General features: G+C 41.4%; 17 protein-coding genes. 12 read left to right on the top strand and 5 right to left on the bottom strand.

Translation table 11 applies throughout. From position 1 onward, the window contains the following. Positions 1-34 precede the first annotated feature (34 nt). Complete coding sequence (locus BK575_RS19775; protein ID WP_169907915.1) at positions 35-1,399, top strand: HAMP domain-containing sensor histidine kinase; 1,365 nt, start codon at positions 35-37, stop codon at positions 1,397-1,399. Between the two features lie 309 nt (positions 1,400-1,708). On the opposite strand, the gene BK575_RS19770 is transcribed toward BK575_RS19775, so the two are convergent. After that, positions 1,709-1,999 (bottom strand): MerR family transcriptional regulator, encoded by a 291-nt coding sequence (locus tag BK575_RS19770; protein ID WP_051395346.1) that lies wholly within the window; start codon positions 1,997-1,999, stop codon positions 1,709-1,711. A 233-nt stretch (positions 2,000-2,232) separates the two neighbouring features. Here BK575_RS19770 and BK575_RS28770 point away from each other — a divergent pair, with 233 nt between their 5' ends. After that, entirely contained in the window at positions 2,233-2,385 is a 153-nt protein-coding gene (locus tag BK575_RS28770; RefSeq protein ID WP_169907913.1) for a hypothetical protein, read from the top strand. An 84-nt stretch (positions 2,386-2,469) separates the two neighbouring features. Here BK575_RS28770 and BK575_RS19765 read toward each other — a convergent pair whose 3' ends face one another. Beyond that, positions 2,470-3,402 carry a CobW family GTP-binding protein gene (locus tag BK575_RS19765; RefSeq protein WP_078413010.1) on the bottom strand — a complete coding sequence of 311 codons (933 nt, stop codon included), beginning with the start codon at positions 3,400-3,402 and terminating at the stop codon, positions 2,470-2,472. 259 nt (positions 3,403-3,661) lie between these two features. On the opposite strand from BK575_RS19765, the gene panE reads away from it, so the two are divergent. After that, positions 3,662-4,582, top strand: a complete 921-nt coding sequence (gene panE / locus BK575_RS19760; protein ID WP_078413008.1) for a 2-dehydropantoate 2-reductase — start codon at positions 3,662-3,664, stop codon at positions 4,580-4,582. 14 nt (positions 4,583-4,596) lie between these two features. Continuing rightward, the gene (locus BK575_RS19755) at positions 4,597-5,292 is read left to right on the top strand and encodes a hypothetical protein (RefSeq protein ID WP_078413006.1); all 696 of its coding nucleotides are present in this window, start codon (positions 4,597-4,599) and stop codon (positions 5,290-5,292) included. Between the two features lie 277 nt (positions 5,293-5,569). On the opposite strand, the gene BK575_RS19750 is transcribed toward BK575_RS19755, so the two are convergent. After that, entirely contained in the window at positions 5,570-5,881 is a 312-nt protein-coding gene (locus BK575_RS19750; protein WP_235867422.1) for a hypothetical protein, read from the bottom strand. A gap of 565 nt (positions 5,882-6,446) precedes the next feature. Between BK575_RS19750 and BK575_RS19745 the strand changes: the two genes are divergently transcribed. The 7 genes from BK575_RS19745 (at position 6,447) to BK575_RS19710 (ending at position 11,879) form a co-directional block, all read left to right on the top strand. Next, positions 6,447-7,397 carry a nucleoside hydrolase gene (locus tag BK575_RS19745; RefSeq protein ID WP_078413004.1) on the top strand — a complete coding sequence of 317 codons (951 nt, stop codon included), beginning with the start codon at positions 6,447-6,449 and terminating at the stop codon, positions 7,395-7,397. A 226-nt stretch (positions 7,398-7,623) separates the two neighbouring features. Then, on the top strand, positions 7,624-7,821 hold the full coding sequence (cspD, locus tag BK575_RS19740) for a cold-shock protein CspD (RefSeq protein ID WP_028394394.1): 198 nt from the start codon (positions 7,624-7,626) through the stop codon (positions 7,819-7,821). Between the two features lie 79 nt (positions 7,822-7,900). After that, complete coding sequence (locus BK575_RS19735; RefSeq protein ID WP_078413002.1) at positions 7,901-8,785, top strand: 5'-3' exonuclease; 885 nt, start codon at positions 7,901-7,903, stop codon at positions 8,783-8,785. Positions 8,786-8,815: 30 nt separating this feature from the next. Next, entirely contained in the window at positions 8,816-9,163 is a 348-nt protein-coding gene (locus BK575_RS19730) for a YojF family protein (protein WP_078413000.1), read from the top strand. Positions 9,164-9,186: 23 nt separating this feature from the next. After that, positions 9,187-9,849, top strand: coding sequence for a bacillithiol biosynthesis deacetylase BshB2 (gene bshB2, locus BK575_RS19725; RefSeq protein ID WP_078414881.1), 663 nt, complete (start codon positions 9,187-9,189; stop codon positions 9,847-9,849). A 21-nt stretch (positions 9,850-9,870) separates the two neighbouring features. Then, the gene (gene proC, locus BK575_RS19720; RefSeq protein WP_078412998.1) at positions 9,871-10,671 is read left to right on the top strand and encodes a pyrroline-5-carboxylate reductase; all 801 of its coding nucleotides are present in this window, start codon (positions 9,871-9,873) and stop codon (positions 10,669-10,671) included. Between the two features lie 305 nt (positions 10,672-10,976). Then, complete coding sequence (locus BK575_RS19710) at positions 10,977-11,879, top strand: AEC family transporter (RefSeq protein WP_078412994.1); 903 nt, start codon at positions 10,977-10,979, stop codon at positions 11,877-11,879. 480 nt (positions 11,880-12,359) lie between these two features. Here BK575_RS19710 and BK575_RS19705 read toward each other — a convergent pair whose 3' ends face one another. Further along, on the bottom strand, positions 12,360-13,643 hold the full coding sequence (locus tag BK575_RS19705; RefSeq protein WP_169907912.1) for an S-layer homology domain-containing protein: 1,284 nt from the start codon (positions 13,641-13,643) through the stop codon (positions 12,360-12,362). A gap of 50 nt (positions 13,644-13,693) precedes the next feature. Further along, complete coding sequence (locus BK575_RS19700) at positions 13,694-14,089, bottom strand: thiol-disulfide oxidoreductase DCC family protein (protein ID WP_078412990.1); 396 nt, start codon at positions 14,087-14,089, stop codon at positions 13,694-13,696. A gap of 159 nt (positions 14,090-14,248) precedes the next feature. Between BK575_RS19700 and BK575_RS19695 the strand changes: the two genes are divergently transcribed. Next, positions 14,249-14,467 (top strand): hypothetical protein, encoded by a 219-nt coding sequence (locus tag BK575_RS19695; RefSeq protein WP_078412988.1) that lies wholly within the window; start codon positions 14,249-14,251, stop codon positions 14,465-14,467. Positions 14,468-14,471 lie beyond the last annotated feature (4 nt).

The raw sequence follows: 14,471 nt of genomic DNA, 5'->3' as shown, positions 1-14,471 counted from the left end.
AGTTTTTCGAAATGCATCGCTAAAGTGGAAATTTATGATTGTATCTTCTGTTATTATTTTTGTTTCTTTTTTCTTATTTACTTTTTTACAATATCATATCGTGTACAAATGGATGTTCAATCAAGAAGAAAAGATGGTCGAAAAGACGTTAGAAGAGCTTGTTGCCTTTTATGATGAAAAGGGCGCAAACTTATCAAAGGAATCTATTCAAAGCAGTCGTTCGTTAATTGAGGCATTGAATGAAAAATATCAAAGAATTACAGTTATGGGAGCGGATGAGGAAATTGTGGTCGACGTTTCCAATGGCGTATCTTCCGCTTTTGATATGAGAGGGAAAGCGGATGGGCATATGGAACGCGAGCACTATCAGGCAGGGGGCAGTCATGCCATCATCATGAGAGCCCCTGTAACAATCGAAGGAAAAAAAGGAACCATCCAAGTAATCCGCCAACTGGAGCGGTTTGATCAGATTACACATGCTTTTTTTATTGTTATGACATTTTTCGGAGTGAGTGCCGTTGTTATAAGCAGTTTATTGGGGTGGCTTATTTCAAAACGGTTTCTTGCCCCGATAAAAGAACTGACCGAAATGATGAAAAATATCAAAAGAAAAGGATTTCAACAGCGAATGGAAAAAATGGATTCACAAGATGAGTTAGCGGAACTTACCCATATGTTCAATGGAATGATGGATGAGATTGAAGGGGCCTTTGAACAGCAAAAGCAATTTGTCGAGGATGCATCTCATGAGTTCCGCACCCCCATTGCGGTGTTAGAAGGGCACCTTCGGCTTTTAAAAAGGTGGGGGAAACAAGATCCGGTTATTTTAGAAGAATCTCTGGATGCGGCCCTTTATGAAACGAATCGTTTAAAGCATCTAGTTCTTGAATTGTTGGAGTTGTCCAGAGCAGAAAACATTCGTACAGCGGCAGAAGAAGAAATTATAGAAGTGGATCCAATCGTGGAAAAAATCGTAAAAAATGTAGCGGCTGTCCATCCTGATTTTTCAATTGTGTTCCAGTCAAAAGCGGATTCTTCTAGTGTGAAAATAACAGAACACCATCTCAGTCAGCTTCTTATGATTGTATTGGATAATGCTATCAAATATTCTGTAACTGAAAAACGGATTGAAGTGGACATACAAGGAAATGGTAACCGTGTTGATGTGGAAGTGAAAGATTGGGGAATGGGCATTCCGGCAATTGAAGAAGAAAAAGTATTTCAACGTTTTTACCGAGTCGATAAAGCCCGAAGCAGGGAAAAAGGCGGAAATGGTTTAGGGCTGTCCATTGCAAGAAAAATCGTGGAAAAATATAACGGCCATATCGATTTGAAAGGGCATGAAGGAAAGGGAACGATTGTGACTCTCTCTTTTCCTGCCTGTAAAGTATTAACCTGAAGAGTTCTTTTGCAAATACGATTTTTTTATTGCGGGCGGTACGACGCTGCTCATTAGCTTTGTATTGTTTTTGATCATCATCTTCATATTTGGTAAAAGTTCGAAAAAATGAAAAGAGGTTCCGAGACATAATACATGGTCCCGGAATCTCTATTTTTTAAGTTTTAACGGCGGTAGAAAAACTGTTCCTTTCTTAAAGGGTGCAGCCGATACAACGTATTGAGCAAGGAAATCTCACTTCAATCATGATGATTGGTGAAGGCAGCTTGTTTTGCCATTTTCAGCAATGCGTCAAGTGATTACAGAACGTTAAAATTTGCGGGTATTAAAGTGAGCATTTAATTGACCTTTTAGCATTTTTTCGCGTACTTCTTTCGTTTTCAATTTTTTGTCCTGTTTTGCAAGCTCTGAGCGGATTTCATGGGTTTGAATTCCTTCTTCAATTTTATCGGCAATTTCCATTAGACGTTCTACATCGGAAAAGGAGTATTTGCGTATACCGGTAGTAGTCCGTTCAGGAAAAATGAGTTTTCGTTTTTCGTAGTAACGAATTTGGCGCTCTGACAGTCCTGTCAATTCTTTGACGATTCCGATAGACATCACTTTTTTGTCGCGATAGGAGAAATCATTGTCGGCCACCTGTGTTCACCTCTTCTACTCTTTTCCTTAATTATAAAGAAAATCATGGATAACGAGATTAATCGTGTTATAAAGGCTGACACAATTAATGCGATCTAGTTGGAATTTAATGTGAGGAAATGTCACATTTGTAGTGAAAAATGAAAAGGAGAGTGATAAATTGAATCTAATAAAGACGAAGGAGACGTGGAAATATGGAAGCTTCGAAAATCGATGTATCACAAATGTGGGAGTTAGCTAAACAAATTGTAGAGTTAGATGTGTTAAGAGATGAAAAGTGGGAGCATTTAAATCAGCTTGCGGGAGGGAATGCACATGAACTGCTAAGGAAGGTGCAAAATAGTTAAGAGCGTTCATTTTATAATGGACGCTCTTTTTTCATGCTGGATTAAAAACGCGTAAATCCATTTTTTGTTGATGTCTCATCTTACTTAGGAGCGAGCAGCCGACTGTTCTTCTAATTGTCTAAGTTGTTCCTTAATTTCGAGATGGTTCAAATTTTCCCCAATGAGCACAAGGTTCTTTGGAAGTTTCATCATTTCTTTCATATAAATCGGCATGCCGTAAGAGTACTGGAACATATATAAGTCATTGGAATGGGTAAAGGTCAAATAGCCTTTCATGCGATAAATCGTGTCCGGCATGTGGCGAAGCCAATTTTCAAATAATTCTAAATCAAAAGGTTGTTGTTGTTCATATACAAATGTTTTTAAATGAAGATGGTGATCGACATGCGCTTGCTCATGGTCTGTTTTTTTACCCATGGATCGTTTTTTTACCGTCTCGAGTGAGATGCGGGCATAGGTCGTTAATACGCAAGCAGCATGAGGGTTGATTGACTGAATTTCATAGGAAAGCGATGCCTGTTCAGACGGCGATAATGTGTCTACCTTATTAATTAACACGATGTCTGCATGGCGAACTTGTTCAACGAGCAGCTTTTGCAGCTGAATGTTCAGGTTTTTGCGATCTTTCCAGCGGTTTGCATCAACTAATGTCAAGATGCCTTTCATATCGATTTGATCAGCAAATGCAGGAGACATGCAAGCGTCCAGTACCTCTACAGGATGGGCAACGCCTGTTGTTTCAATATAAATGGCATCAAGTTCATACTCCTGCAGCATAGAGTGGATTTGTGTTTCGAGCTGTCCTTGAATCGTACAGCATACACACCCGTTCAACAATTCTTTAAGCGGTGTGCCGCCTGGAACGGCATGAGAATCGATGGACACTTGTCCCAGTTCGTTCATGACGACCGCAATCCGGCGGTTTTGTTCTTTTTCCTGTGTGAGGAGCTGTTGTAATAAGGTCGTTTTACCGCTCCCCAGGAAGCCTGATAAAATATAAATCTCTACTTTTTTCATATCGTTAATTCCTGCCTTTTTTATGTAAATGATTCTTATGGTTGTTTCATTATGAGAATCTGTACATTTTTTATTATAACAATGTCACAATAAATGTGAAGTAAACTGTAATTATATTGATTTATCTCGATTGAGCAGACAGTACAATCGGATGAATGAAGTCTCACCTTATGTGTTTTTAATAAAAGTTTGAAAAGAAAGAAAAATGGGAGGATTGTGATAAAATAGAAGCAAGAACATTAAGGGAGAGGATACAAGTATGAGAATATTAGTATTAGGTGCAGGGGGAGTCGGCGGATATTTTGGCGGACGCCTATTGGAAAAGGGAGAAGACGTAACATTTTTAGTTCGCGAAAAACGGCGCGAGCAATTAAACGAGACAGGCTTGGTCATTCATAGTATTCATGGAGATATGACGCTCCAGCCTAAAATGATCGTTGCCGGCGAATCGGCAGAACCGTTTGATCTTATCCTTGTTTCCACAAAAGCTTATCATTTACAGTCAGCCACCCAAGATTTGAGCCCGTATGTCGGGAAACAAACCGCTATTTTGCCATTGTTGAATGGAATGAAACATGTGGAAGTTCTTCAAGAGGCATTTGGACAAGAAAAAGTGCTGGGCGGCTTATGTTTTATCGAGACAACGTTAAATGAAAGGGGAGAAATTGTGCAAACGAGCCCGATTCATGAAGTGGTATTTGGTGAGTTTTCTGGTGAACAGACAGAACGCATTACATATATAAACGAAGCTTTTCAGCAAACAAAAGCTAGTTTTCGTTTAAGCGGGCAAATTTTGCAGGATATGTGGCAAAAATATTTGTTTATCACGACATTGTCAGGCGTCACAACATTGATGAGAGCACCGATTGGTCCTATTCGTGAAGTGGAAAATGGCCGAGCATTCATTGAGTCGTTATGCCAAGAAGCAGCGGCTATTATGAGAGCGGAAAAGGCACCCCTCCATGAGGAAATCGTGCAAAAGCATATGAACACGATGGAGAAGATGACATATGAAATGAAGTCATCGATGCAGCGGGATATGGAGAAAGGATATCAGGTTGAAGGGGATCATTTGCAAGGTTATTTACTGTCGCTTGCCCGTAAGCATGGTATACATACACCGCTTTTGGGAGTGGTGTATCAAAATCTGAAAATCTATGAAGCAATGATGGCGCGTTAGAGTGTGAGGGTAAGATGGATAAAAGAGTAATTGATCTTGCAGAAATGGGAATTTTGGACAATGTGTTTCACAAAAGGAATATGCATCAGCTAAGTCAGCAGGGAGGGATCGTTTTTCTATTCGACCGTTTCGGAGAGCTGCTTTACATTGAATGTGTAACAAGCAGGCTGGAAGCTTCTATTTATAAGTATCAGAAAGAAATGGAGTTCATTGGGATGATTCATTTAGAAGGTAGTGCCTCAAGTCTTGAAGCAATCAAAACGATGCTTACGCAAGCATATTACCCCAAAGCGAGCCATTCTCATCCAGTCATTCAAACCGTTCACAGCGGCTGCGTTGTAAGGGTCCCATCTGATGGGACAGACGGGAACGAAAAAGACATGTTAACGATTGAAGAGGAAGTTGTACATCGGATTTATGCACCTTTCATGGACAGTGATAGGGCGGCGCATAAGCTCAATATATCGGTGGATACACTCTTCTTCTATTGTCAGCATTTAATTTACAGCGGCTATTCATTCCGTAAGGATTTGCATAGAAGATACGTCTTCTTAGAAGAAGACCTGGATCTTTTGGAAGTGTTCATCAATTTACTTGAGCGAGAAGTCCCGTTGAAACGAGCGGCTAAAGAAGCGGTGAAGTTAACCAATAAATTTGGAGTGAAAGAAGCATTGCGGTTATCGAAGTTTAGTCCAGGCCACGCCCACTGAAGGAAGCAGGAATCTGCTTCTTTCAATTCAATCTGTTCCATCCGAGATGGGATGGATTTTTTTAGTTTAATCTCCCAATCGCTTCTACTTTTCTTCTTGGCTAGCTGCGGCTCCTAGCTCAGCACGGGAAAAGATGATTGCTCTCATAAGGCAAAAGGCGCCTTATGGATCAATCCCTATTTCCTTGGGCTCACAGGAAGTGAGTCATGCCGACGTTGCCGCAGGAAGCGGCGACCTTAGTTGGCTTTCTTTGAACAGTCGCCTCCGCTTTTCTTGATTAAATAAGTTCATTAATGAGGCGGGGAAGGAGAGCGATCGATAACACACAGATGGAGCTGATAACATGGTGCATTTCCAGAATGGCAATAATAAACAACATGATGGAAATATAAAGCTGCAACCCTTTTAAAAGCCATGGTTTTTGTTCGAAAAGCAAATCGCTTAAGACAAAGAGTCCGAAGATGAACAAGTTGGCTCCAATTATGATAGGAAATGGGAGAGTACTTACGTTTAATTGGAAGAAGACAAGCAGGCCGAGCAATAATAATGCTGCTGTTTTCATGGTTGAAATGATAAATCGTTTTTTCACATTTACACCTTCATTTTTAAGTCGTTGGTACACGTTTTTATTGAGTGATGATGACTTAAATGGACAAAAACAAGTCCGTTTAAGTCATCATTACGAAAGACTCTGTCGCCATCACCATTAATACTAGGGGATGTTTTGGAGGGTGCCTTTCGTTAAAAATCCATTTTGCTGGAAAATTAGAAACGTATCGGTTATTTTTTATTCGTTAATGGCATGTATTTGCAGTTAGTTTACCTTATTTTATATGAAAAATATTTTGTTCCAAAAGGTTTTCCTCACAAACTTAACAACAATTTTACATTTTCATTCCCAGAGAGTGACTGTCTTTAGTATTTTATATGTATGAATGAGCTGTCCTATAATCGGAATATGAAGACGATATCGAAGGACGGCATGCAGAGCGAAAAAGAAAAGCGCTCTGCATGAAGATTATATACGTTTCGCTAAATGCATACAATGCCTTTTGGGGCTATTTAAAAATGAGAAAACGCTTAGAGATTGAAAGGGAGAGGCGAGCATATATATGGAGATAGCATGAAGGGGCATCCAGGGGAGGGGAAGGACAGTGATTAATGTCTTATTTTTTGGCGATCCGGGAATTGATGATGCAGCCGCACTAATGTATGCTTTATCCCATCCAAACATCAATCTTGTCGGAGTGGTGGCGGGATACGGAAATGTCGATCAAGAAACTGCAGAGAAAAATACGGCTTATTTATTGAAGTTAGCAAACCGGGAAGATATCCCTTTAATAGGGGGGGCGAAAGGGCCTTTTTCGGGTGAGTTTGTGGAGTATTATCCTGAAATTCACGGGCCGAAAGGGCTGGGACCCATCAGTCCGCCACCGAATATAAAAGGTGAATATTTGAATTTTGATAAAGTGTTTGAAGTGATAGAGCAGTATGGGGATGATTTGATTATCGTAGATGTAGGACGGTCCACCAGCCTGGCGATTGCTTTTTTACTTGCCGGCAAAGAAGCGATGAACAAGGTGCAAGAATATTACATTATGGGAGGCGCGTTTCTCGTCCCGGGAAATGTGACGGAGTTGGCTGAAGCGAACTTTCATGGTGACCCAATTGCTTCCAGTCTCGTGATAGAACAAGCCCGCAATGTCAGCCTCTTTCCTTTAAATGTGACGAACAAGGCGATTGTAACGCGCGAGGTAATGAACTGGATTACAAAGGAGAGCCAAAATCCCTTCAGGAATGTATTGAAAAGTATTTTTGACTATTATTCAAATGCCTACGCAAAGCTGGTGCCTGGCATTAACGGAAGTCCGTTTCATGATGTGTTCGTATTAAGTGCGCTTGCCAACGAGGGAATGGTTCAATATTTACAGCGCAAAGTAGATATTAATATTGGTGGAGAAGCAAAAGGAGTGAGTGTCGCCGATTTTCGTCCTTCACTTTCTCCGCAAGATCCAAGACGGTTGGCAAAAATCGCAGTGGAGTTTGATTATGAACGATTCCTTCAAGATTTTATTAAAACAATGATAAGCAAAGGGAAGCCTTGATAACGCTTACAATCATCCATCTTGATGCCTGAAATAATCATTTGACTGGGTGAAAGCAGGGTGATATAGTTATATTAAGTGTTTGCTTCGTATATAAATTTGAATGTTACGTAGTCGTTTTCATGAAGTGATGAAGCAATTCTCACCTTGGACGTACTGGTTAGATTGAATTTATGTAAGTAGTAACATGTTATATTTTTTCATGTTTTTAGGAGGTTTATCTACTATGCAAGGTAAAGTAAAATGGTTTAATGGTGAAAAAGGTTTCGGTTTCATTTCTGTTGAAGGCGGAGACGATGTATTCGTACACTTCACAGCTATCCAAGGTGAAGGCTTCAAAACTTTAGAAGAAGGTCAAGACGTTTCTTTCGACATCGTTGAAGGTAACCGTGGACCTCAAGCAGCTAACGTTGTAAAATTATAATCAGACGAATAGAACATAATTCGAGCAGTCCAGACGATGGACTGCTTTTTCATTATTCAAAAGAGGATAGGGGTAAAGTATGAGTGAGACATTATTATTGATTGACGGTTTTAATTTACTGAGCCGCTGCTATTTTGCAACAGCTTACGGGCGGGATGAAGAAAGTCTTGCTAAAAACAGCACGGGATTATACATAAATGGACTGCGCGTCATGATGACGAAAATGGTTTCGTTCGTGGGTCTATATCAGCCGACCCATCTTGTTGTTGCATGGGACGTAAAGCGAAATGAAACGAATCGAAAAAGTCTGTTTGAGGGTTATAAAGAAACAAGAGCCGAATTACCGGCTCCACTTATCCAACAGTATGAAACGCTGACAACTGTGCTTGATGAACTGGGAGTTGCGCAAATGTCATTGGAAGGCCATGAAGCGGACGACATCATTGGGGCATTGGCTAAAAAATGGAGTAAGGAAAAAGAAAAGCCTTGCTTTATTTACAGCAATGACCGTGATTTGTTTCAATTGTTGGATGAATACGTGTCACAAATTGTTGCGGTGAAAAGTCAGGGAGATACGATTTATTCATTGAAGAATTTCCGTGATGAATTTGGAATCGAGCCGTCCCAGTGGATTGATGTAAAAGCGCTATTAGGTGATAAGTCGGACAATGTGCCGGGTGTTGCCGGAGTGGGAGATAAAGCAGCCATTCCTCTCATTCAGCAATACGGTTCTGTTGAAGAGCTTTATAACCAGTTAGAAGGGTTGGATCCTGTTTTCAAACGTTATAAGAAAAAACTGCAAGCCGGAGAAGAAATGGCCAAGCTTAGCAAGGTACTTGTAACGATAGAGACAGGGATGCCCGAAATACAAGAGCTTCCAATCGAAAAGATTCAGTTTTCTTACGAACAAGATATTTGGCAACAGCAGTGCAAACAGTTAGAATTAAACATTAAGATTATGTAATTTTCTTTTCTTCAAAAGGAGGGTAATGGCATGCAGCCAATTAATAAAGATGCTGTTCAAAAAAGATTGGAGAGCTTTTTTCAACAAACGGTATATGTCCATCTAGAAACAACAAACGGTGCATATGCGGCACATTTTAACGACCAGATTATCAATGTAGGTGCGTTCATTCGCAATGCGGCCGTAAACGTCAAGCAAGGAAAAATTACGGGTGAAGGTCCGTTTCGCGTTGGATTGGAACTGGAACTTGGATGGGTATATGCCGAAGGATTGACCGATTGGGAACTGGACGATAAAGGGCGCCTTTTGCTTGCAGGACATAATCGGGATGGCCAATTGGCCGTTGCTTTGCAAATAAGTGAAAAGCCGTTTGTATAAGAAAGGAGAATGATGATATGGAAATGAAAGGTCATATACTTGTTGTATTCCCTCATCCGGATGATGAAGCATTCGGTGTGGCTGGTACGGTCGCATTGGCTCGGAAAATCGGAACACCCGTTACATACGTGTGCGGGACATTGGGAGAAATGGGCCGCAATATGGGCCGCCCTTTGTTTGCCAATCGTGAAACATTGCCGCAAATTCGTAAGAATGAGTTGGAGGAAGTTGCTCGTGTACTTGACATCCAAGATTTGCGCATGCTCGGATTGCGGGATAAAACGCTGGAATTTCTAGACGAAGAAGAGTTCGCAGGCAAAATTAAAGCGATCATAGATGATGTGAAACCTACATACATTATTACGCATTACCCCGGTTATGCTGTTCATCCTGATCATAACGCGACAGGCGCGGCCGTTGTTCGTGCTGTTTCGAAGATGAAGGAAAGCGAACGCCCTGTCGTGCTGGCGCACGCGTTTTCCAATGGCTGCCGTGAAGTGTTGGGAGAACCCGATGTCGTGATTTCTATCGATGAAGTAAAAGACACGAAAATTGCTGCCTTGCAAGCGCATCGCTCTCAAATCGAGGGGATGATCGGCAGCATCAAAACAGAAGATTTATTGAACAGTCCGTTTGTAACAAGGCTTTTAGAAAAGGAAGAGTTTTGGACATATCGCTTTAAGTAATGAGAGGAATGAACAGATAGTATGAAAAAGCAACGAGTGTTATTCATCGGAGCAGGACGAATGGCAGAAGCCATTGCTGCAGGTCTGATGAAAACGGGGAGTTCCAAAATTGAAGAAATCATTATGTCGAATCAGCGTGATGACCAAAGGTTGAAACGCTTAAAGCAAAAGCTTGGTGTCACGACGACACATAACTGGCGCTTTGAAGTAGCAAATTCGGATGTGATCGTATTGGCTGCACCGCCTGTGGCCCATCAAGAGCTGCTTGCGGAGCTTTCAGGTTTTTTGACCGGGCAGTTTGTGGTCACAATCGCGGCTGGCATGGGTCCGTCTTTTCTTGAAGAGTCGTTGCCGCTGCATACCCCGGTGGCCTGGATTATGCCAAACACTGCAGCGACGATTGGACAATCTATTTCCCTTTATGCAATGGGAACATCGGCAACGGATGAACATAAAAAAGTATTGCATATGCTTTTAAAGGGCATGGGAGAATCACAAGAATGTACGGAAGAAGAAATCCATCATCTAACGGCCATTACAGGAAGCGCGCCGGCCTTCTTTTATCAATTTACTGAACATTTAATTGAGGCGGCCAAAGGGTATGGAGTGGAAGAAAAAGTCGCTTCTGATCTAGTCGTTCAAATGCTGTACGGATCTGCCTTGATGCTGAAAAAAGAAAAGCAGCCGGCAGCATTGCGGGAGCAAGTGACGACTCCAGGCGGTGCGACGGCGGAAGGCTTAAAGGTATTTGCCGAAAATCAGTTTGGCAGCATTGTGCAAAAAGCGGTTGAAGCAACCAATAAAAAGGCTCTTGGAAAATAAGAAGCCATTGAGGGCAACCTTTAACGTCTTTGAGAAGAAAAACGAATATATAGTGTATATAGAAGTACTTGCATATATTCCAGATTGCTGCTTTACTATAAAGATTGAAAAAAGGATGCTCTTAATACATAAAAGAGCGTCCTTTTTTCTTTGGGCTATTGGGGAAACGTACATAATAAATATACCCCGGCATACAAAAGTTAAACCATTCTCTATAAAGAAATTTTTTGAAATTGAAAGATAAATAGTTACATATTTCTGTTATAGTAGTAAGAGAGAAATTAAATGTAACGAAGGTGAAGAGGATGGAATTTTTCCAGGTGCTTTTGCCGATTTTCGGGATTTTCGCCCTCGGATTTATCGGACAAAAGAAGATTGGATTTGAAACGAAAACCATTTCAACGATGGCACTTTATTTAATGTCACCGGTACTTGTGTTCCGAACGTTTTATACGACGCAATTTGATTTGAATTATTTGTATATGACCATGTACACGTTTGCGCTTTGTTTTGTCATTATTATAATTGTGTATGTGATTGCATTTGTCCGGAAGTATTCGACCGTTGAAACATGCGGCATGATTCTAGCTTCCGCTTTTATGAACAACGGCAACTATGGAACGCCGGTCGTACTTTTGTTGTTTGGAGCGGCAGGATTGGATTATGCGATTGTATTGATGGTCATTCAATCGCTTGTGATGTGTACAGTAGGAGTGTATTATGCAGCAAAAGGCAGTCCGGAGGGGAATGGAGTACGATCCGCCATTCGTGCCGTCCAGCGTATGCCAATGGTGTATGGTGCTCTTCTCGGGGTTGTGTTCCAATTGTTCCATCTGCCCCTTGGCAGTTCTGTCCAGCAGGCTGTTGATTTAGTAGCGGACGCGGCCATTCCAACCATTATGATTGTGCTCGGAATGCAGCTTGCCAAAATCTCGATCGGCAATTTGGCGAAAGACAAAATATCGTTGTCGCTGCTTTTAAGGCTTGCGGTTTCTCCCATGATTGCGTACGTGTTGACATTATTTTTGCCAGTAGACGATATGATGAAGCAAATCATGATTATTATGGCGGCTATGCCGACAGCGGCAAATACGACAATGTATGCTTTGCAGTTCAATACAGAGCCAGATTTTGTTTCAAGTGCCACCCTTATCAGCACATCGCTGAGCTTGGCGACATTGCCTGTCATTTTTATGATTGTGCTTTAGGAAAAGCGGAGCAAGCTCGTTCGCATCCATAGGGTATTGGAACTCCTGACAAAGAAGCGCTTTTTGCTTCTGTAGGAAGGAGTGAAATGACCGTAGGATTGTAGCTTGCGCAGCTGGACAATAAAGAAAAGTGGAGGCGACTGTTCAGCTCGTGAGGGAAATAGGGATTGATTCATAAGGCGTTTTTTGCCTTATGAGAGCAATCATCTTTTCCCGTGCGGAGCTAGGAGCCGCAGCTGGACATGAAGAAAAGTGGAGGCGACTGTTCAGCTCGTGAGGGAAATAGGGATTGATTCATAAGGCGTTTTTTGCCTTATGAGAGCAATCATCTTTTCCCGTGCGGAGCTAGGAGCCGCAGCTGGACAATGAAGAAAAGTAGAGTTAATAAACCTTAAATACATAATCAAAATGTTTTTTGTTGAAAAGACCCGTCATGGAATCCTTCATTTTACTGGATTCTTATGACGGGTCCTTTCTTTTTTATTGCTGCACATGTAAACTCCGGTATAAAAAGGCGGCAAATTGGGCACGCGTCGTAGAGCTGTTCGGTTTAAACGTCCCATCAGTATAGCCGATGGCTACATGGTTAGAGGCAATGGCATCCACGTATTTTTTAGCCCAGAAAGAAGTTGGGATGTCCTTGAATTCTTTCGGTGAGGAGGCTTGCAATTGAAAGGCAAGCGTAAAGATTTTGGCCATTTGCGCACGCGTCAGTTCTTTTTCGGGATGGAACCTTTCTCCTTTTTGGAAAATGCCCATTTGCGTCAATTTGGCGATTGCATAATAGGCTTCATGCGTGTTGGGAACGTCCTTAAATCCAGGGTCCAACGGCATGGATTTATCCAAAATAATGGAACCGACAAGCATGCTGGCAGCATCAGCTCTTGTAATCGCATCGTTCGGAGCATATATGCCCGAATCGCTGCTTTTCAGGATGTCCTTATAAGCAAGATAATGAATTTCTTTGGCGGCCCAAAATTCATTCGGTACATCTTTAAAGAAGGCCGAAATGTTAGATTGCCTCAAAAATTCAGATGCCATGAACCCGTATCCATCCAGGGAAGGGTGAATATCTTTGACGTTCGGCAAGTAAGCAGCAGGATATGTATCAAATAAGTTTTCAAATGAAATATAATCTGTCCCATTTTTCCCTGACGTTAGCATGAGTGCATTGTTAATAAGAGAGTTTATCATGCGAAGGGTGCGTTCCTGCTCGGGGTTCTCCAAGTGGGGAAACGGATAGTAATACCCGAGCACATACACCTTCGCATATGGATTCATCACCAAAATATGCTGCAAGATGGTGCTCACATTTTCTGTCACTTGTTTGATAAGCGCAGGAACCTTGCCTGGATCAATGGTCACTTTTTCGTTTTCATAATCAAAGTTCGCTTCCCGTAAAAAATCATTTGCTCCGACATGGATGGTAATCATATCAGCATTTGTGATGGCTTCTTGAATGGTTGACGATTTTCCCTTTTTGTTCGTTTCGATATCATGCAGTAAATCACTGGACGTATAGCCGGAAACAGCAAATTCTTTCGTAAACGCGCCGAGATGGCCTTTTTTATCCAGGTAATCAGCGACAAAATCAGCGTAACCTTTATCCCATTGCCGGTATGGTGTCTGTCCGGCCGTCAGTGAATCACCCAGTGCCACATAATGAATGCCTTCTTTTGTACTGGCTGAAGCCGGGGACAATCCTCCGAGTACAAGAATGAATACCAGTAACATTTGACCCCATCTTCTTATATTTTTGTTCACTTTTTTATCCCCTCTCATTGTAAAGCTGTCTTTTTCTATGTTCCATCCCACTATGACAAAAATCTTTTTCGAACGTCAGGACTTGGAACCATGCACTCGTCTTTTTGGCCGAACCATTTATAGCGATTTTTCGCAATCAGGTCATATGCTATATCGCGTATCGGCTTAGGGATGAGGATAAGTACATATAACAATGGCCAGAACCCCTTTAATTCGCGGGCAATTTTTAGGGCAGCAGTTGACTTCATGTAGACGCGATTTTCTTTTACATAGACCATGCTATTGAATGTATCGGTTGGAAGTTCCCATTTTATAAGTAAATTTTGCCCGGGTTTCGATTGCAAGGAGGCGAATGAAAAATGCGCTTTCGGATCTCGCTTTATAATAAATTGAACGGCTCCGTCGCAAAAATTGCAAACACCGTCAAATAGGATAATTCGCTCTATTGGCTTCCTCCTCCAATCTAGGGAATTTTTTCACAATTCAATGATATCACATGTTGATTTTTATGGTGTAATGTATTTTTCCCTTAAATACCCAGTTGTATAATAATGAAAATAAAATGAGTTAATTTGGATACACTAATGATTACGGAGGTGGACGTGATGAAGGAAGAGTTATCTAATGCAGAAAGTGGAAGAGAACTATCAATGGATACGCCGCTCAATCCCGATTTTTCAATGAACTTTCAAGCAAAAAGCGAAAATCCATATGCAGCCCAGAGCTATTCTCCGGGAGGTTCAGTGGAGGAACACCATATGTTAGAGGAAGCCAACCAAATGATATCAGCGAAAGAATTGGGCCAGCAAAACAATAATTTCTAACTGA

The organism is Priestia abyssalis (assembly GCF_002019595.1).
GTDB lineage: Bacteria > Bacillota > Bacilli > Bacillales > Bacillaceae_H > Bacillus_BA > Bacillus_BA abyssalis.
The sequence above is the reverse complement of the archived record's forward strand: the minus strand, read 5'-3'. Positions and strand labels throughout refer to the sequence as shown.

Bases quoted from the DNA above. Each gene is read 5' to 3' on its own strand.
- BK575_RS19775 (WP_169907915.1), top strand. From the start codon at position 35: ATGATTGTATCTTCTGTTATTATTTTTGTTTCTTTTTTCTTATTTACT.
- BK575_RS19770 (WP_051395346.1), bottom strand. From the start codon at position 1,999: ATGTCTATCGGAATCGTCAAAGAATTGACAGGACTGTCAGAGCGCCAA.
- BK575_RS28770 (WP_169907913.1), top strand. From the start codon at position 2,233: ATGGAAGCTTCGAAAATCGATGTATCACAAATGTGGGAGTTAGCTAAA.
- BK575_RS19765 (WP_078413010.1), bottom strand. From the start codon at position 3,402: ATGAAAAAAGTAGAGATTTATATTTTATCAGGCTTCCTGGGGAGCGGT.
- panE (WP_078413008.1), top strand. From the start codon at position 3,662: ATGAGAATATTAGTATTAGGTGCAGGGGGAGTCGGCGGATATTTTGGC.
- BK575_RS19755 (WP_078413006.1), top strand. From the start codon at position 4,597: ATGGATAAAAGAGTAATTGATCTTGCAGAAATGGGAATTTTGGACAAT.
- cspD (WP_028394394.1), top strand. From the start codon at position 7,624: ATGCAAGGTAAAGTAAAATGGTTTAATGGTGAAAAAGGTTTCGGTTTC.
- BK575_RS19735 (WP_078413002.1), top strand. From the start codon at position 7,901: ATGAGTGAGACATTATTATTGATTGACGGTTTTAATTTACTGAGCCGC.
- BK575_RS19730 (WP_078413000.1), top strand. From the start codon at position 8,816: ATGCAGCCAATTAATAAAGATGCTGTTCAAAAAAGATTGGAGAGCTTT.
- bshB2 (WP_078414881.1), top strand. From the start codon at position 9,187: ATGAAAGGTCATATACTTGTTGTATTCCCTCATCCGGATGATGAAGCA.
- proC (WP_078412998.1), top strand. From the start codon at position 9,871: ATGAAAAAGCAACGAGTGTTATTCATCGGAGCAGGACGAATGGCAGAA.
- BK575_RS19710 (WP_078412994.1), top strand. From the start codon at position 10,977: ATGGAATTTTTCCAGGTGCTTTTGCCGATTTTCGGGATTTTCGCCCTC.
- BK575_RS19695 (WP_078412988.1), top strand. From the start codon at position 14,249: ATGAAGGAAGAGTTATCTAATGCAGAAAGTGGAAGAGAACTATCAATG.